A 16,587-nucleotide genomic window follows, 5' to 3' on the forward strand; every position below is an offset into this window, starting at 1 on the left:
CGGATTCGGTTTGCTGTCCGAATCAGCCGACCAAATAAAAAGGACAACCCAGCTGGGTTGTCCTTTTTATTTGGTCGAAACGACGAGTATGATAGGTAAGTAGAACGAATCCGTGTAATCCGAAATCCGGCTAAATCCGTGATTTATTTGAGGGTGAAAGTCGTTTTGCCGATCATCACGCCGCCTTCGTAGAGCTCCACGGTGTGAAGGCCGGTTTTGTAGCTGGCCCCTTTGGCGTAGAGGAACTGTACGGGCTGACGGGTATTGTCGAACACGATGTCCTGTTTGGCGGTGTAGAAAGCCTCGGCGCCGTCAATCATGAAGGTGCCGCCGCCAGTGCTTAGGTTATAAAGAGCGGCGCCGTCGGGCTCAATCAGGCGCATCAGAATCTGCTTGGTTTCCTTCGGCGACACATCGTTGCGGGCCAGGTTGAAGGTTACCTTGATTTTCTCCACGCGCTTGGCCTTGAACTCATTGTCGTCGTCGGCCTTCTCTTTTTCGCGGCTGTTAATAACACCTACCCGGATGTTTTCGGCCTGCAGGCGCGAGGCTACGGCCACTTTCTCACTCAGCTCCTGGTTGGAGCGTACTACCGTCGAAATGGTGTCGGTGAGCTTGTTCTGGCGCTCCTTTAGAGTCGTCGTCTCGGTGTAAAGCGCCTCGTTGTCGGCTTTCAACTGGGCAATTTCCTCGTCCTTCTTCCGCAGCTGCGCCTCGAAGTTGGCGGCCCGCTGCTTAAAGCGCTGCTGCTCGGCAATACTAAAGCTGCCGGCGCGGAAAGAACGAAGCTTCAGCAGGTCGGCATTGATCTGGGCCAGCTTGGCTTCCAGAGAATCATTGGCCAGTCCCATGCCCTGCACCTCCTGGCTCTGGCGCTCATAATCGGCCTTCAGGGCCTCATATTGCTTTATTTGCTCCTCCAGCTTTGCGTCTTTGGTGACTACATCCGCCTGCAGCTGTTCATTTTGCTTGGCTTTCTGCTGGTTCATGTAGAAAAGCAGGCCATTAATACCAAGCAGCACCAGAATCAGGGCCACAATCAGCAGGACGCGGTTGTTATTCTTCGGCTCGGGGTTCTGGTCTTGTTCCATAGCAAGAGGGGTTAAGTGAAGCCCGGAGAGTCCGGGCGCAGGTAGTACCTTTGGGCAAAAATAACGGAGTTCCGTACCCAGGCAAGTGCCGAAGGTACAACCCTGCTACAATATGCACCCGGATTCGCAACTTGATGCCACGTACTGGCAGCAGCGCTACCTGGCCGGCCAAACCGGCTGGGATACGGGTGGTATAACGCCCCCTCTGCGGGATTATTTTGTGCAGCTGGGGCCACCCGATGCCCGCCGCATCCTGATTCCGGGGGCTGGCCGGGCCTACGAAGCTGAGTACCTGCACCGCCAGGGCTGGCCCAACGTGTGGATGGCCGACGTGGCCTCTGCACCCCTGCGCGAGCTGCAGCAGCGCGTGCCTGACTTCCCGGCTCAGCACCTTCTGCAGCAGGATTTCTTTGCCCTGGAGCCTACCCCTCCCTACGACCTGATAGTAGAGCAAACCTTCTTCTGCGCTCTGGAGCCCCGGCTGCGCCCTGCCTACGCTCAGCAATGCGCCCATTTGCTGCGGCCGGGAGGTACCCTGATGGGCTTACTGTTCGATACAGAATTCAGCCAGCCTGGCCCGCCTTTCGGTGGCTCGAAAGAGGAATACCGGAGCTACTTTGCACCGTACTTCGATTTCGTGCACTTCGATGCGGCTATCAACTCGTTGCCACCCCGTCAGGGGCGGGAACTGTTTATGTGTTTGAAAAAGAAGTGATGAGGTGAATTGTGACAGGTGACAGGTTTTAGAACGTAAGAGAGGGTAGGAAGGCGACAAGTGTCACTACTCGTGTAGCCGGCCCCTCTTTACCCTATACCTGTCACGGTTCACCTCATTGCCTATTTACCTCCTCACCCCATTACCTCCTCACTACCCCCTCCCCATGATTGAAGCCTTAGCCAACGCACTACCCCACTTTCGCAACACCAACTCCGGCCAGTTTTTCCTGATGGCCGGCCCCTGCGTAATTGAGGGCGAAGACATGGCCCTGCGCATTGCCGAGCAGGTGCGCCACATCACCGATAAGCTCCAGATTCCGTACATCTTCAAAGGCTCCTATCGCAAAGCCAACCGTTCCCGCCTCGACTCCTACACCGGCATCGGCGACGAAAAAGCGCTGCGTATTCTGCAGAAGGTAGGCCGCGAAATCGGGGTGCCCACCGTTACCGATATTCATGAGTCGGAGGAGGCTGCCTTCGCGGCCGAGTACGTGGACGTGCTTCAGATTCCGGCCTTCCTGTGCCGCCAGACCGACTTGCTGATTGCTGCCGCGAAAACTGGTAAGGTAGTGAACGTGAAAAAAGGCCAGTTCCTGAGCGGCGAGTCCATGCAGTTTGCGGTGGATAAGGTAAAGCAGTCGGGCAACGACAACGTTATCCTGACGGACCGCGGCAACTCCTTCGGCTATTCTGACCTGGTAGTGGATTTCCGCAACCTGCCCGTGATGCGTGAGTTTGGCGTACCTGTAGTGATGGACGTGACGCACTCTTTGCAGCAGCCCAACCAGAGCAGCGGCGTTACAGGCGGTAAGCCCCAGCTTATCGAAACCATTGCCAAGGCGGCCATTGCTGTAGGCGCCGATGGGTTGTTCATTGAAACTCACCCAACGCCGGCCACGGCCAAGTCGGATGGGGCCAATATGCTGGCGCTTGACCGGCTGGAAGACCTGTTGGTAAAGCTTACCCGGGTACGGGAAGCGGTGCGCTAACCAGGGCCGGATGAGTTGGCAAAAATCGCTGGTCGCAGGTGGCGGATAGTTGCCGGCCAGTATAAATTGTTTGCCAAAACATCCAGTATATTTGTTTCGTTGAAAACGAAAGTAGCAGGAAGCTCACGCCCCCTGCTACCCTTACCGCTAGGGGTTGAACAGGAGGTATAACCCTCCGATTCCGCCTAAAGCGGCCACTACCTTTACTACAAAAGTAGTGGTCACATGAATGGAGCATTGGAAACGAAGCCCATCCATGTCAGTACGACCCTGTCCCATAACCAATGGATTTGAGGGTGGCCAAAACACCCTACTTATCCTGAAGCCCGTGCTCGCAACACGGGCTTCACTGCTTTTAAGGCAGCCGTGTTGGCGGGGTGACAACCGTACGTGTGCCAAATATACTAGTATTCGGCTGGTTTGTTTTGCTATTTTTTTTAGTAATAATGCTGCTGTCGAGCTTATTATCAGGCGGAAAGCCGACGGGTACGCTCCAGCACTTTATCCAGCAGGTAGTCGAAACGCAGCGTAAAGTGCTGTTTGGGCTGATTCCGCCGGAAGAAAACCAGGCCGATATAGAAAAGGTCAATGGTCAGGGCTACATCGGGGTGTTGCTGCACGGTGCCCCAGGCCTGCTCCATTTCCGCCGACCAGTGAATGTCGTCGAGCACGAAAACGCTGTGCTCGGTGCGGTGCTGATTTAGTAACTCAAAGTAGCGCAGCGTAGGCTCCAGGCGGTGGTTGCCGTCGAAAAAGGCAAAGTCCACCGGCTGGGTAAGGGCGGCGAGGGTAGGGGCCAGCGTATCGTCGAGGTTGCCCGCCACCAGCTCTACCTTTGTCAGATCCAGCCGTGAAAATGTTTCGCGCGCGATGGCCGCAGTCTGCGGGCAGCCTTCAAAGGTAAGGACTCGCGCCCGCGAGTCGGCGGCACTGAGGTAGGCGGTAGTCAGGCCCAGCGAAGTGCCTAGCTCCACCACGGTCCGGGGCCGGAAGTGGTTCACCAGTCGAAAGAGCAGCTGCGCCAGCCGGGGCGGCTTGGCGGCGGTGCGGGCAATATCCTGCAGGCGCCGCGTGCGCCCTACCCGGGTGCGGGAGCCGGCCCCAAAATCCGTGACTTCAATTTGGGTTGAGTCGGTGAGCAGCTCCTGCCGCCGGGCTTCTATAGCGTCATAAGCCCGAAAGTGGCCGGTGTGGTTAATGACGTGGGCGTAGAGGCCGAACACGAACGGCGAATGCAGCCCGTGCGCATTGCCGGACCGGGCCAGGAAGCGGAGGTAGCTGAGGATTTGAAAAAGCAACGGTAGAAGGCGCAAAGGCCGGCGCAATCAGCCGGCTACAAGGGAAGAGAGCGGCGAAGATACAGCGCGCGGGAGTTGCCGGGCAGCCCCCGTCGCACAAAAAAGCCGCGCCGGATATTTCCGGCACGGCTCAGTTTTGCAGCTTGCAGTTACCGCTAGTTCAGGCGGTAGGGTACCACGAGGGTAAACTCGGGAATTTCCACCGTAAACTCGCTGCCGTCCATGAGGCGCTCCATCTGGTAGGTGCCGCGCATCTTGCCCAGCCCCGACTTGAGGTTGCAGCCCGATACGTACTGGTGCGACTCGCCGGGCTCCAGCACGGGCTGCTGGCCCACCACGCCTTCGCCTTCCACCTCCCGTACCACGCCGTTGGCGTCGTAGATGTACCAGTGGCGGCGCAACAGCTTTACGGTGTACTCGCTGTTGTTGCGGATATCAATTTTGTAAGCAAAAACGTAGTGCTCCTGACCCGGGCTCGAGTAGTCGGGCAGATAGTTGGTAGTAACGCTAACGGTTACGCCCTGGGTGGAAATGGTATTCATAGCGCCTGGGGTCCGAGTAGAAAAAAAGCTAACAGCCGTATGCGGAATTTGGTTTATCTACGTAGCCGGAGCGTGCTTAGGCCCACTCAACCGAAAAAAATAATCCTTTCCCGTATGTCTGTAAAGATAGAAGAAAGCTGGCGCAAGGTGCTAGCTGCCGAGTTTGAAAAGCCGTATTTTCAGCATCTGATTGCGTTTGTGAAGGGTGAGTACGCCACGGCTACCGTCTATCCGCCCGGCCCCCTGATTTTCCACGCTTTCGAGGCCTGCCCCTTCAACGAAGTTAAAGTAGTGATTCTGGGTCAGGACCCCTACCACGGCAAGGGGCAGGCCCACGGCCTGAGCTTTTCGGTGGCCGAAGGGGTACGCACGCCGCCTTCTTTGCAGAATATATTCAAGGAGCTGCAGAGCGACCTGCCTGGTACCCCTCCACCTCCCAACGGCAACCTCGACCGGTGGGCCCAGCAGGGCGTGCTGCTACTGAACGCTACCCTGACGGTGCGCGCCGGAGAGCCGGCCAGTCATCAGAAGAAAGGCTGGGAGCAGTTTACCGATGCTGTTATCCAGCAGATTTCCGATCTAAAGGAAAACGTAGTGTTCATTCTCTGGGGGGCGTCGGCCCAGAAAAAAGGCGAAATCATTGATGCGCGCAAGCACCTCGTGCTCAAGGCAGCCCACCCTTCTCCCTACGCCGCCGACCGGGGCTTCTTCGGCTCCCACCCCTTCAGCCAAACCAACGCCTACCTCCAGCAGCACGGCCAACCCCCCATCAACTGGTAAATCACGGAATCAGACAGACTTATCGGATTGCACGGATTCTGGCGGAGGTGACTGAAAGCTCCACTCAAGCCTTCAACAAGTCTGAGCAACAAAAAAGCCTTTGTCGTGCGGCAAAGGCTTTTTTGTTGCCCAGACTTGCTTGTTAAAATCCGTGTAATCCGATGAATCCGTCTAACTCCGTGATTCTAGTCTACGAGGTTGAACAGGCGGTTCCAGCGGATTTTGTTGGCGAAGGAAGCATGTGGGTCCACCGACAACCAAATGAGAACGGCCTTGCCTACTACGTGGTCTTCGGGCACGAAACCCCAGAAGCGCGAGTCGAGGGAGTTGTGGCGGTTGTCGCCCATCATGAAGTAATAGTTCTGCTTGAAGGTGTAGCTCTTCAGCGGCTGCCCGTTTTGCAGAATCTGCCCGGTGGCGGCGTCCACGCTCACACCTTCGTTCTTCTCATAGCGCAGAATGATTTTCTGGTAGAGCGGCGAGTTCTGGGGCGTAAGCTGCACGGTTTGTCCCTCCTTCGGGATTTGGATGGGGCCGTAGTTGTCCTTGTTCCAGGTAGGGAAGGGCGGATTGGCCAGGGGCTGGGTCTGGGGGTAGCCCGGCTCGCTGGGCAGGTAATCGGGGTGGTTGGGGAATACTGGTTGTCCGGGCTCGGGCTGCCCTACGGGCGTCTGCAGGCTGACGATGCCTTTCACAGTGGGCAGCTTGCGGAAATAGTCGTGGGCAGCCTGGGTCATGTGCACATCAAAGCCCCGCCCGAGGCCGGGCCGCTCCCCGTAAAAGGGCACCCCATCCTGGGTGTTATACTCTACTATCCCAAAGCGCTTGAAGTCTTCCAGCAGGGCATCATCGGGCTGGGGCACCTGCAGGAAATAGCTGCTTTGCATTTCCGGGTAGTTCTTGGCCGGCTTGCCATTGATGAACACCTGGCCCTGCTTAATCTCCAGCACGTCGCCGGCAATGCCAATGCAGCGCTTGATGTAGTTGGTGCGCAAGTCGGCGGGGTGCCGGGCCTCGAAGGGCACATTGAATACTACTACGTCGTTGTTCTTGATTTCCGAAAAGCCGGGCAGGCGGTAGCTGGGCAGCTGAATCAGATCGGAGTAGCTTTTCAGGCTGGTACCCCAGATGGTTTGGTGCGTGAGGGGCACCTGCAAGGGGGTTTGGGGGGTGCGTGGCCCATAGTGAAGCTTGCTCACAAACAGGTAGTCGCCTACCAGCAGGGAGTGCTCCATGGAGGGGGTAGGGATGGTGTAGGCCTCAAACGTAGCCCAGCGGATAAGCGTAGCCGCTACCACCGCGAACAGGATGGCATCGCCCCACTCCCTCACTACGCTTTTGCGCTTTTTGGGCTCGCCGACGGGAGGCGCGGGCGCCGGCTTATTCTTCTCGAGATATTTCTCCCAGGACTGTACTGCCATAATAAATCAGAGGCCAGAAAAACGAACAGCCGGCACGCGCCGGCCCCTTTCCGGGTTGAACGCCGGAAGATGCGAAATAATGCGGGGAAAGGTGAAATAGTGAGGTGGTGAAATGGTGGGTTGGCTGTTCAATCCGCGCCGATGCGCCACCGTAACAGCCGACTTACCATTTCACCACCTCACTATTTCACCTCTTAGAGGCCCAGCAAATCCTTCATGCCGAAGACTCCCTGGCGGCCGGGCAGCCACTCGGCGGCCAGCAGCGCGCCTTGCACGAAGCCCTCCCGGGTGTGCGCTTCATGCTTCAGCTCGATGCTGTCGGCAGGGGAGGAGTACGTAACAATGTGGGTGCCTACAACTGTGCCTTCACGCTCCGACAGAATGGCCAGCTCGTGGGAAGCCTCGGTGGCCTCGTTGCGCCAGGTGGTTTTGGCCGGGAAGTGGCGCAGAATGCCTTCGGCGGTGGTGAGGGCCGTGCCGCTGGGCTGGTCCACCTTCTGGGTGTGGTGGATTTCGCGCACCTGCACGTCGTAGCCGCCGAACTGGTGCATTTTGGCTGCTATGTACTCGTTGAAGTGGAAAAACAGGTTGACGCCCACGCTGTAGTTGGAAGCGTAAAACAGAGGCGTGCCGGTTTGCTGGCTCAAAGCCTGAGCTTCGGGAAAGTGGTGAAGCCAACCCGTGGAGCCGCACACAACCGGAATGCCCTGCTTGAGGCAGGCTGTCACGTTCTGGAAGGCCGCATCGGGGTGGGTAAACTCAATGGCCGCATCAACCTGAGCGGGCGTAAAATCGGAAATGCGGACATCAGGGCGGGTAGGGTCCACAATACCGACAATCTGGTGGCCGCGGGCAATAGCCTGGGCTTCGATGGCCCGGCCCATTTTGCCGTAGCCAATCAGCAGAAGCTTCATTGAAAAAGTGTTCTAAATGAGAGAGCACCAGGGCGGGCAGTTGCCTATTGTGTGTTGAGCAGCCCGCCGCCAGTGCTCTATTTTACGTAAAAAGTAAGCGCCAGCCCGGCTCGGGGCAGCGGGGAAGAGGTAGGCAGCACGGCCGGATCAAGGCGCAGGCCCAGGTCGTCGCTGATGTCAAAGTCGCGGAGGTGGGCATCTACCAGCGCGTCCAGGATAGTAATGCCGTAGGCCAGCGCCGTATAGGCAATAAAAGTGTCGCGGTAGCGGCGGTACTGCACCAGGCCCGACTGCAGGTTGGCAGTGCTGGTTTCCAGCTTTACCCGGCGGCCACTTAACTGCGAAAGGGTAGCATTGGGGTTATCCCGCAGGAGCCGGGCGTATTCTTCCTTGCCTTCGCGGTACTCCCGAAAGGCTTTCTGGTAGAAATAAAGCCCGTAGCCGGTGCCCCCTACGGCCCCGTACACCAGGGGGAGCTTCCAGTACCGGCGGTTATAAACCTGGCCTGCGCCGGGCAGTACCAGGGCCAGCAGAGCGGCTTTCTGGGGCCGGGTGACGCGCATACCCAGCAGGCGCTCGGTACGCCTGGAAGTGTCAGGGGCGGCCTGGGTGGTCACGCGCGCCGAGTCGGGACCTACCGTGACGGTCTGCGCCCGCAGGGGGCCTGTGCCCGCAAGCCAGAAGAGCACCACACCCATTACCTGAAGAAAGTGCCGAAAGTTCATGGCAGGAGCTGGGACGAAGCGTGGGAAAAGAAATGAAGCCTGATTTGCATACCCAGGGCCACGGCAGGGCCTCCGGTGGCAAGCAGGGTAGGTTGGAAACGTAACACTAGGTTCTCGCTTACATCAAAGTTGCGAAGGTGGGCGGCGGCTACAGCATCCAGAATCTGCATGCCGTAAAGCGCTGCGCCAACGCCCAGCCAAAGGTCGCGGGAGGTGCGGTACCGGTAAAACTGCCCCTGCTGGGCGGCATCGGTAGGCTCCTGGCCAGAGTTAGGCCCCAGGTCTGCTGCTTGGCGCTTGCGGGCATTGTATCCCCGCCGATACTCTTGGTACCGTTGCCAATACCGAATCTCCAGGTAGGTAGCTCCTCCCAGGGCGCCATATACCAGCGGCAACTTCCAGAGTTGGTGGCTGTAGAGCTGTCCTGCGCCGGGCAAAACTGCGGCAAGAATTCCCGCTTTTTGCGGTGCCGTAACCGGATGGCCGAGGAGCCTGGTTTCACTCGGACCAGAATCCGGTGCCGATACCGCCTGCTGCCCGTGCGCTACTCGTGCCAGCAGCGAAGCTGACAATAGCAGGAATAAGAAAACCGCAGGGCCTGATGAGGGCATACAGAGAAGGAAAGAAAAGGCGAAACCAGAGTTTCGCCTTTTCAATGGATTAAGCAGGTTGCAGGATGTGCAGGATGCGCTGCATGTCCTCCACCGAGTCGAAGGCAATCTTGATTTCGCCGCGTCCCTGGGGGCCGGGCTTCACCATTACCCGGCTGCCAAAGCGCTCCGAGAGGTGGCGCTCAGCGCGCTTCAGCTCGGCGGGCGGCACTACGGGCGTAGCCGGTTGGGCGGGCTTCTTCTCCGTTTCGGGGGTAGCACCGGCGCCGCTGCGTACCAGCTGTTCCACGCGCCGTACCGAAAGGTCTTCATCAACAATGCGGCGGAACAGGTTGAGCTGCTGCTCGGTGTCCTCTACGTTTACCAGCGCCCGGGCATGGCCCATGCTGATAACGTTGTCGCGCAGGCCAATCTGAATATCGGGGGGCAGCTTGAGCAGGCGCAGGTAGTTGGTTACCGTCGAGCGGTTTTTGCCTACCCGGTCGCCGAGCTCCTCCTGCTTCAGGTTGCACTCGCTCACAAGGCGCTGGTAGCTGAGGGCAATTTCGATGGCGTTGAGGTTTTCGCGCTGGATGTTCTCGATGAGTGCCATTTCCAGCATCTGCTGGTCGTCGGCCTTCCGGATGTAGGCCGGAATGGCATCGAGACCTGCCAGCTTGGAAGCCTGCAGACGACGTTCCCCGCTAATGAGCTGGTAAGCATTGGTGCCGGTCTGGCGCAGCGTGACGGGCTGAATGATGCCCTGCAGCTTGATGCTTTCAGCCAGCTCCTGCAGAGCCGCCTGGTCGAAGTGAGTGCGGGGCTGATAAGGATTAGCCTCGATCTGGCTTACGGCAATCAGGCCCACGGAGTTGACCGGGTGTGGAACCAGGCCCAGCCGCTCGCTTTTCTTTTCGTAGCTGCCCTCGATCAGCGCGTTCAGGCCCCGGCCCAAACCCCCGATTTTGCGCTTAGCGGCGGCAGAAGCGGCGGCCGGCGTATTCTTCTCTTCGTTTTTCTCTGACATACCTACAATCAACCCTCGCCCAATAGCACGGGACGAAAGCGGAATTCAAAAATACACAAACGCCCGGGATGCATGAGAATTTTGTTCCACGCCGAAAAAAAATTGTGGAACATGCAGGCAAAAACAAAGTCGGCCAGCAACTTAAGTTACTAGCCGACTTTTTAAGCTTGTATTCTGACCGAGACCAATTGATGCCAACTCTCATCAAAGTGGACCAACTGTCCACTGAATTCACTGTCAAGTGGTGGATAGTCGTCAGGGAAAATCATTCCGCCCTCTGGTTTTCCAAAATCAGGGACGTTCATTCGCACTGGAAACCCTATACCTGCGTCGAAGAAAACGCCAAAGTGAGTGCGAGCGAAAATCTTCCCAGTGAGAATTGAGCCAATCGGAAGTTGCTTCTGCAGAGTCTGCCAAGCAGTCTGTCTTTCAGATGAAAGTGGGTTTGTCTCTAAGGCAAAAGGTGAATCTTCAACAAACTCCCAAGACACTGACATAGTTACGCTGCCGTATCCTCCGCCGCCTGCTCCTGCTCGGGGTCAGCCGCCAGTACATTCTTTTCCACGATTTCGCGGGCCAGGTTAAGGTAGCTGATGCTGCCCTTGCTTTCGGCGTCGTGCAGGATAACCGGAATACCAAAGCTCGGCGACTCCGACAGCTTCACGTTGCGCGGAATGATGGTATCGAACACCAGCTGCTGGAAGTGCAGCTTTACTTCTTCCACTACCTGGTTGGAGAGGCGTAAACGCACGTCGTACATCGTCAGCAAAATGCCTTCGATTTCCAGCTCCTCGTTCAGGCGGCTCTGGATGATTTTGATGGTATTAAGCAGCTTGCCAAGGCCTTCCAGGGCGAAATACTCGCACTGCACCGGCACGATAACCGAGTGCGCGGCCGTCAGGGCATTTACCGTAATCAAGCCCAGAGAAGGCGAGCAGTCGATAATGATGAAGTCGTACTGATCGGCAAGGGGACGCAAGGCCTCCTTCATCTTCTCTTCCCGGTTGGGCAGGTTGATCATCTCCACCTCGGCCCCTACCAGGTCAATGTGGGAAGGAATCAGGTCGAGGTGGGGGAGCAGGGTGGTTTGCAGGATGATGTCCTGCACGTTGATGCCGTCCACCATGCACTCGTAAATGCTGGTCTGAATATCCTTCGGGTCGAAGCCCACGCCGGAGGTAGCGTTGGCCTGGGGGTCGGCATCCACGAGCAGGGTCCGATACTCCAGCGCCGCCAGCGAGGCCGCGAGGTTAATCGAGGAGGTAGTTTTTCCGACCCCGCCCTTTTGGTTGGCTACCGCAATGATTTTGCCCATTTTCGTCAGTTATGAGTTGTCAGTTGCCGGTTGTCAGTGGGTGCAAGCTGCAGTTTAGGCTAGTAAACCGGCAACTGGCAACTGACAACTGGTAACTCAGAAGGTAATCGTTTCGCCAATGGACAGGAGTACCAGCTCTTTGCCGGCCTGCTGGGCCTGGTTTTTGGCTTCGTCGTGGTTGATGACGAGAGGAGGGAAGGTGTCGTAGTGCATCCCGATAACCTTAGTAGCGCCCGTCCAGTCGGCGGCAATCAGGGCATCGGCAACGCCCATGGTATAGTGCCCCCCAACAGGGAGGATAGCGAAGTCGAGCTGGTGCTGCTCCCCGATAATTTTCATGTCGTAGGTCAGGGCCGTGTCGCCGGCGAAGTAGAAGGTTTTGCCTTCCGTTTCGATAACAAAGCCGGCGGCCAAACCACCGTACGAGCCATCGGGCATGGAGCTGGAATGCGCTGCTGCTACCATTTTCACCGAGCCGAAGGGTAGCTTCACGGTGCCACCCAGGTTCATAGCGTAGGTGGCCTTCAGACCTTTCTGACCAAACCAGCCCAGGACTTCTACCATACCAAGCAGATCAGCCCCCGTGCGCTGACCAATTTCTTCTACGTCGCCCACATGGTCGCCGTGGCCGTGGCTGAGCAGAATGAAATCCGCCTCGATTTTATCGACATCAACATCCTGAGCCAGGGGGTTGTGGCGGATGAACGGGTCGAAGAGCACTTTGCTGCCACCGGCTTCGAGCAAGAAGCAAGCGTGGCCGTAATAGGTCAGGTTCATAAGGAAAGGGTAGTTAAGCAGCGCAGTAGCTGCAAACCCCGGATGTGGGATACCTTTGCAAATATACACTGTTTCGCCGTTCCCATGCTTTCGTTTTCGCGCCGTGTTGCCGGTTTTGCTTTACTTCTGACCGGCCTGCTCACGGGCTGTTCCGAACCGACTTCCACCACCGATGCGCGCCGGGTTTTTCGCTACAACCAGCCCGAAAGCCTGACCTCTCTCGACCCGGCTTTTGCCCGCAACCAGGCCAATACCTGGGCCGTGACTCAGCTCTACAACGGGCTGGTGGAGCTCGACGACAGTCTTAAGCCCGGCCCCTCAGTCGCGCGCCGCTACGACATTAGCTCCGATGGCCGCCGCTACACTTTCACGCTTCGACCCGACGTGTACTTTCACGACGCCGAGGTTTTTCCGGGTGGCAAGGGTAGGCGCGTAACGGCTCAGGATTTCGTGTATAGCTTCCGGCGCTTGCTGGACGGAGCTACCGCTAGCCCCGGCGGCTGGATTTTCCGGGGGAAAGTGCTGGAGAAGGCAGACGGGGAGCCCTCGGATACGTGCTTTGTGGCGGTAAACGACTCTACCCTGCGCATTCACCTGAAGGAACCCTTTATTCCGTTTCTGGGCATCCTAACCATGCCCTACGCCTACGTGGTGCCGCGCGAGGCAGTGCAGAAATACGGTAAGGATTTTCGGGAGCATCCGGTGGGCACGGGGCCGTTCCGCTTCAAGGAGTGGGACGAAGGCAACGCCATCATCTACCACCGCAACCCGCGTTACTGGAAGAAGGATGCCCAGGGCCAGCGCTTACCCTACCTGGATGCCGTGCAGATCAGCTTTATTCAGGACCGAAAGACGGAGTTCCTGACCTTTATGCAGGGCAAGCTGGATTTCCTGAGCGGCATCCGCTCGGGCTCCCGCGACCTGATTATGTACCCTGATGGGACAGTGCGCGAAGACTTTCGGGGCAAGTTTCGGCTGCAGAAAGTGCCCTACCTCAATACTGAGTACTTAGGTATGCAGCAGGACCTGAAGAACCTGCGCGGCGACAATGCCGAAACCGGCCGGGCCCTCCAGGACAAGCGCGTGCGTCAGGCCCTGAACTATGCCCTCAACAAACCCGAGTTTCTGGCCTATTTTCTTAATAACGTCGGTAAGCCCGGTAGCTCGGGCTTCGTGCCGGCTTCCCTACCCTCCTTCGACCAGCAAAAGGTGCCTGGCTACACCTACCAGCCCGAGAAGGCCCGGCAGTTGCTGCGCGCGGCGGGCTACGGCCCCGGTAAATCGTTGCGCCTGCGCCTGAGCACCGTAGCCGAAACCAAGGAGTTCTGCGAGTACTACCAGAAGAAATGGGCCGAAGTAGGCGTGCAGGTAGAAATTGACGTAAACCAGGGCGCTGCCCACGGCGAGCTGATTGACAACGGCCGCGCGGCCTTCTTCACCCGCAGCTGGCTGGGCGACTACCCCGACGCGGAAAACTATCTGGCCCTGTTCTACAGCAAGAACTTCGCCCCGGCTGGTCCCAACAAAACTCATTTCAAAAGCGCCGCCTACGACCGGCTCTACGAACAAGCCAAGCTGGAGCAGGACGCCGCCAAGCGCTATGCCCTCTACCAGCAGATGGACCGCATTGTGGTGGAAGAAAGCCCCGTGGTGGCGGTGTACTACGATGAAGTGGTGCGCCTGACCCAGAACAATGTGCAGGGCCTCACGCCCAACCCCATGAACCAGCTTGTGCTGGAGCGGGTGCGAAAGCAGTAAATAGGAAGCTACCCAAAACCAAGGCCCGCTGCGTGCAGCGGGCCTTTTTGTTTACCTGACAGAGGTGCCTACGTTGCTCTCCACTTCCGTCGTCACGAAAGTTAGCAGTTCCTGGAGCGCCGCTGGGGTGCCTTGCTCTGCCTTCACAGTCTTGGTAGTGGCGCCGTAGCGGATGGTCAGGATAGTAGAAGGTAGGTCGGAAATATCCCCCGTGTACTCGCTTTTCAGCTGTTGAAAGCCAATTGATTTGGCCTGCTGTAGCATCTTCTGAACCATGGCAGGGGGTAGGCGGGACTCGGCTTGGCCTTCCATGGGGGCGTAGCGGAAGCCCTCGTACTGCACCCGCCCATCGGGGAAGATGTAGGCCTTATAGTGCGGGCAGCGGCCAAAGCAGGGCGTGCGCTCCAGCGTAATAACAGGCTGCGCGGCTGGGGCCGGCTTACTGGCAACGGCAGCTTTGCTGGGCTTAGGCTTGGCGTGTGCAGGAGGGGTAGCCTTGGGACGTGCGGGCTGTTGAGCCTGCGCAGAGCAAGCAAGCAGAAGGGGCAGAAGTAGCGAGAGCAGGCGCATAGAGAGCGAAGAATTGGTGACATTCCGGTAAAGCCAAAAACCGGACCGAACAAAAACAGTAACGCCCCGCAGCCTGGGGTTGCGGGGCGTTAGAGGGGTAGCAGCGAAGCTACAAATTACGAGCGGCGCGTTTTGCGGGGGCGCTTCGGCGAGATATCCGAGGCGCCGGTGCCGGGCTCGGAGTCCGTATCGTCGGTGTCATCGGCGGCGGGGCGGCTGGCGCCTCCGCCCTGGCGGGCCTGGGCTTCTTTCTCCTGGGCGGCTTTCATGGCATCGGCCAGGCGGGCACCGAAGCCGGAGGGCTTCTTGTCCTTGTTTTTGATCTTGTTGGCCTCCAGCTTGGCGCGCACCTTGGTGTCATCTACGAAGCGGCGGGTGATGGCCTGCTGCCCCAAGGTTACGAGGTTGGAAACGAGGTAGTACCAGGTCAGACCAGCGGCGAAGTCATTGAGCACGAAGAAGAAAATCAGCGGCATCAGGTAGCTGTAGAACTTCATCGGGCCCTGCATGGCCGCAGGGTTGGCCTGGTTGCTCTGGTAGGTCATGGCCAACGTCGAAATCGTCATCAGCAGGGTAAACAGGCTGATGTGATTGCCGAGGAAAGGCAAGGTGAAGGGCAGCTTAATCAGGTCGTCGTAGGTGCTCAGGTCATTCGCCCACAGGAAGTGCTCCTGCCGCAGCTCAATGGCGTTGGGGAAGAACTGGAACATGGCAAACAGAATCGGAATCGTCAGCAGCGTAGGAATGCAACCACCGAGCGGGCTCACCCCCATGCTTTGGTGCAGCTTCATGGTTTCCTGCTGCTGCTTCATAGCATCGTCGGGGTACTTTTCCTTGATGGCGTCCAACTCCGGCTTCAGTACCTTCATCTTGGCCTGCGACTCGTAGGTCTTGTAGGTGAGGGGCCAGGTTACCAGCTTAATCAGCACTACCAGCAAGGCAATGATGATACCGTAGGAGCTAACAAACTTCTCCAGTACGTGGAATACCGGCAGAATCACAAACTGGTTTACCCAGCGGAATAAGCCCCAGCCCAGGTACACGTTGCGGTCAAAGCCCGGCGTAACTTCCTTCAGGATGCTGTAGGAGTTAGGGCCGAAGTAAAAGCGGAACTGGCCTTTGCCACCCAGCACATCGGCAGCCGGAATGGTAAGCGTAGTGCTCAGCGTCTTGATGAAGGTAGTATCGTTCAGGTCAACGGTGGAGTTGAACTGACCCGTGGTGAACTCCTTATCGGCAATAATACCGGCCACAAAGAAGTCGTGCTTGTGTGCTGCCCACTTCAGTGGCTCGGCAACCTTCACTTCTTCCGGCTTTTCCGAGGCTTCGGCCATCGCAAAGTCGCCGGAAACGAGGTAGTGGTTGATGGTAGTGTGGTTGCGGTTCTGCTTGGCCATCTTCTCCGTCTGGCGCACCCGGTCAAAGAAGGTGAAGGTCAGCGGTTCCTGAGCCAATGTATTGCTCAGGTTGTTGAAGCGCAGGTTGTAGCTCAGCTCAAAGCTATTGGCAGGCAGCGTGTACAGCTGCTCAATCTGGCCACCGGCCACGTCGGCCACGAAGCGCAGGGTGTTGCTACCCTGGGGCTCGGGGCGGAAGTACAGGTCGGAGAGCTTAATCTGGCGGCCATCAGTAGTGCGGAAGCGGGTATCCAGCTGAGCGCTCTGGGCATCAAGCAAATCCAGGGGCTGCCCACGGTAGGTCTTGTACTTGTTCAGACGCACGGCTTCCACCCGGCCACCCTTCGAAGAGAAAGTGATGGTAAGGTTTTCGTTCTGAAGCTGGGTAGTCTGGGCGGTGCCTTGGGCCGCGCCCGCAAACGCGCCCAACTGCTGGGCCAGCGCTGCCGAGTCGGGCGCTACGGGCGTAGTACCGGGGGCAGCCGCGGCGGCAGTTTTAGCCGGCTGCGGCGCTGGTTCCGGTTTTGGCTTGGGGGCAAACTGCAGGTAAAGCAGGAGCAAGGCAGCCATCAGGAAGATGCCTATTGCTGAATTTCGGTCCATTCAGATACTAATGAAGGCGAATAAAGGAAGTGAGAAGGCGCACCGCCAGCAAAAATCCGGCGCCGCTGCCGCA

Annotated in this window: 16 protein-coding genes; 4 read left to right on the top strand and 12 right to left on the bottom strand. The window is 57.9% G+C overall.

From position 1 onward, the window contains the following. Positions 1 to 143 precede the first annotated feature (143 nt). A complete protein-coding gene (locus FGZ14_RS00580) occupies positions 144 to 1,091 on the bottom strand; it encodes a hypothetical protein (RefSeq protein ID WP_139920152.1) in 948 nt (315 codons plus the stop codon). A 112-nt stretch (positions 1,092 to 1,203) separates the two neighbouring features. Here FGZ14_RS00580 and FGZ14_RS00585 point away from each other — a divergent pair, with 112 nt between their 5' ends. Both FGZ14_RS00585 and kdsA read left to right on the top strand, forming a co-directional pair. Then, entirely contained in the window at positions 1,204 to 1,806 is a 603-nt protein-coding gene (locus FGZ14_RS00585; RefSeq protein ID WP_139920154.1) for a methyltransferase domain-containing protein, read from the top strand. 166 nt (positions 1,807 to 1,972) lie between these two features. Then, positions 1,973 to 2,797, top strand: a complete 825-nt coding sequence (gene kdsA / locus FGZ14_RS00590) for a 3-deoxy-8-phosphooctulonate synthase (protein WP_139920156.1) — start codon at positions 1,973 to 1,975, stop codon at positions 2,795 to 2,797. A gap of 467 nt (positions 2,798 to 3,264) precedes the next feature. Here the strand turns inward: kdsA and FGZ14_RS00595 are convergent, their stop codons facing one another. After that, the gene (locus tag FGZ14_RS00595) at positions 3,265 to 4,095 is read right to left on the bottom strand and encodes an O-methyltransferase (RefSeq protein WP_139920158.1); all 831 of its coding nucleotides are present in this window, start codon (positions 4,093 to 4,095) and stop codon (positions 3,265 to 3,267) included. 155 nt (positions 4,096 to 4,250) lie between these two features. Then, complete coding sequence (apaG, locus tag FGZ14_RS00600) at positions 4,251 to 4,637, bottom strand: Co2+/Mg2+ efflux protein ApaG (protein WP_110977156.1); 387 nt, start codon at positions 4,635 to 4,637, stop codon at positions 4,251 to 4,253. A gap of 114 nt (positions 4,638 to 4,751) precedes the next feature. On the opposite strand from apaG, the gene ung reads away from it, so the two are divergent. Next, on the top strand, positions 4,752 to 5,417 hold the full coding sequence (gene ung / locus FGZ14_RS00605; RefSeq protein WP_139920159.1) for a uracil-DNA glycosylase: 666 nt from the start codon (positions 4,752 to 4,754) through the stop codon (positions 5,415 to 5,417). A gap of 185 nt (positions 5,418 to 5,602) precedes the next feature. On the opposite strand, the gene lepB is transcribed toward ung, so the two are convergent. The 7 genes from lepB to FGZ14_RS00640 all read right to left on the bottom strand — a co-directional run bounded on the left by lepB (position 5,603) and on the right by FGZ14_RS00640 (position 12,186). Then, entirely contained in the window at positions 5,603 to 6,838 is a 1,236-nt protein-coding gene (gene lepB, locus FGZ14_RS00610) for a signal peptidase I (protein ID WP_139920162.1), read from the bottom strand. A gap of 194 nt (positions 6,839 to 7,032) precedes the next feature. Further along, positions 7,033 to 7,752 carry a 4-hydroxy-tetrahydrodipicolinate reductase gene (gene dapB / locus FGZ14_RS00615; protein WP_139920164.1) on the bottom strand — a complete coding sequence of 240 codons (720 nt, stop codon included), beginning with the start codon at positions 7,750 to 7,752 and terminating at the stop codon, positions 7,033 to 7,035. Between the two features lie 77 nt (positions 7,753 to 7,829). Beyond that, the gene (locus FGZ14_RS00620; RefSeq protein ID WP_139920166.1) at positions 7,830 to 8,477 is read right to left on the bottom strand and encodes a DUF5683 domain-containing protein; all 648 of its coding nucleotides are present in this window, start codon (positions 8,475 to 8,477) and stop codon (positions 7,830 to 7,832) included. Continuing rightward, the gene (locus FGZ14_RS00625) at positions 8,474 to 9,088 is read right to left on the bottom strand and encodes a DUF5683 domain-containing protein (protein WP_257883305.1); all 615 of its coding nucleotides are present in this window, start codon (positions 9,086 to 9,088) and stop codon (positions 8,474 to 8,476) included. The genes FGZ14_RS00620 and FGZ14_RS00625 overlap by 4 nt, the downstream gene beginning before the upstream one ends. 49 nt (positions 9,089 to 9,137) lie before the next feature. Beyond that, the gene (locus FGZ14_RS00630; RefSeq protein ID WP_139920170.1) at positions 9,138 to 10,094 is read right to left on the bottom strand and encodes a ParB/RepB/Spo0J family partition protein; all 957 of its coding nucleotides are present in this window, start codon (positions 10,092 to 10,094) and stop codon (positions 9,138 to 9,140) included. 499 nt (positions 10,095 to 10,593) lie between these two features. After that, complete coding sequence (locus tag FGZ14_RS00635; protein WP_139920171.1) at positions 10,594 to 11,409, bottom strand: ParA family protein; 816 nt, start codon at positions 11,407 to 11,409, stop codon at positions 10,594 to 10,596. Between the two features lie 96 nt (positions 11,410 to 11,505). Beyond that, positions 11,506 to 12,186, bottom strand: a complete 681-nt coding sequence (locus tag FGZ14_RS00640; RefSeq protein WP_139920173.1) for a metal-dependent hydrolase — start codon at positions 12,184 to 12,186, stop codon at positions 11,506 to 11,508. 84 nt (positions 12,187 to 12,270) lie between these two features. On the opposite strand from FGZ14_RS00640, the gene FGZ14_RS00645 reads away from it, so the two are divergent. Then, positions 12,271 to 13,944, top strand: a complete 1,674-nt coding sequence (locus FGZ14_RS00645) for an ABC transporter substrate-binding protein (RefSeq protein WP_257883306.1) — start codon at positions 12,271 to 12,273, stop codon at positions 13,942 to 13,944. 51 nt (positions 13,945 to 13,995) lie between these two features. On the opposite strand, the gene FGZ14_RS00650 is transcribed toward FGZ14_RS00645, so the two are convergent. Beyond that, complete coding sequence (locus FGZ14_RS00650; protein WP_139920177.1) at positions 13,996 to 14,514, bottom strand: DUF6438 domain-containing protein; 519 nt, start codon at positions 14,512 to 14,514, stop codon at positions 13,996 to 13,998. A gap of 116 nt (positions 14,515 to 14,630) precedes the next feature. After that, positions 14,631 to 16,514 carry a membrane protein insertase YidC gene (gene yidC / locus FGZ14_RS00655; protein ID WP_139920179.1) on the bottom strand — a complete coding sequence of 628 codons (1,884 nt, stop codon included), beginning with the start codon at positions 16,512 to 16,514 and terminating at the stop codon, positions 14,631 to 14,633. Positions 16,515 to 16,587 lie beyond the last annotated feature (73 nt).

It is taken from the genome of Hymenobacter sp. DG01 (genome assembly GCF_006352025.1).
Classification (GTDB): Bacteria; Bacteroidota; Bacteroidia; order Cytophagales; family Hymenobacteraceae; genus Hymenobacter.

Coding starts and splice junctions, on each gene's coding strand:
- FGZ14_RS00635 (WP_139920171.1), bottom strand. CDS start 11,409: ATGGGCAAAATCATTGCGGTAGCCAACCAAAAGGGCGGGGTCGGAAAA.
- FGZ14_RS00580 (WP_139920152.1), bottom strand. CDS start 1,091: ATGGAACAAGACCAGAACCCCGAGCCGAAGAATAACAACCGCGTCCTG.
- yidC (WP_139920179.1), bottom strand. CDS start 16,514: ATGGACCGAAATTCAGCAATAGGCATCTTCCTGATGGCTGCCTTGCTC.
- FGZ14_RS00630 (WP_139920170.1), bottom strand. CDS start 10,094: ATGTCAGAGAAAAACGAAGAGAAGAATACGCCGGCCGCCGCTTCTGCC.
- FGZ14_RS00625 (WP_257883305.1), bottom strand. CDS start 9,088: ATGCCCTCATCAGGCCCTGCGGTTTTCTTATTCCTGCTATTGTCAGCT.
- FGZ14_RS00645 (WP_257883306.1), top strand. CDS start 12,271: ATGCTTTCGTTTTCGCGCCGTGTTGCCGGTTTTGCTTTACTTCTGACC.
- FGZ14_RS00585 (WP_139920154.1), top strand. CDS start 1,204: ATGCACCCGGATTCGCAACTTGATGCCACGTACTGGCAGCAGCGCTAC.
- FGZ14_RS00620 (WP_139920166.1), bottom strand. CDS start 8,477: ATGAACTTTCGGCACTTTCTTCAGGTAATGGGTGTGGTGCTCTTCTGG.
- apaG (WP_110977156.1), bottom strand. CDS start 4,637: ATGAATACCATTTCCACCCAGGGCGTAACCGTTAGCGTTACTACCAAC.
- ung (WP_139920159.1), top strand. CDS start 4,752: ATGTCTGTAAAGATAGAAGAAAGCTGGCGCAAGGTGCTAGCTGCCGAG.
- FGZ14_RS00640 (WP_139920173.1), bottom strand. CDS start 12,186: ATGAACCTGACCTATTACGGCCACGCTTGCTTCTTGCTCGAAGCCGGT.
- lepB (WP_139920162.1), bottom strand. CDS start 6,838: ATGGCAGTACAGTCCTGGGAGAAATATCTCGAGAAGAATAAGCCGGCG.
- FGZ14_RS00650 (WP_139920177.1), bottom strand. CDS start 14,514: ATGCGCCTGCTCTCGCTACTTCTGCCCCTTCTGCTTGCTTGCTCTGCG.
- kdsA (WP_139920156.1), top strand. CDS start 1,973: ATGATTGAAGCCTTAGCCAACGCACTACCCCACTTTCGCAACACCAAC.
- dapB (WP_139920164.1), bottom strand. CDS start 7,752: ATGAAGCTTCTGCTGATTGGCTACGGCAAAATGGGCCGGGCCATCGAA.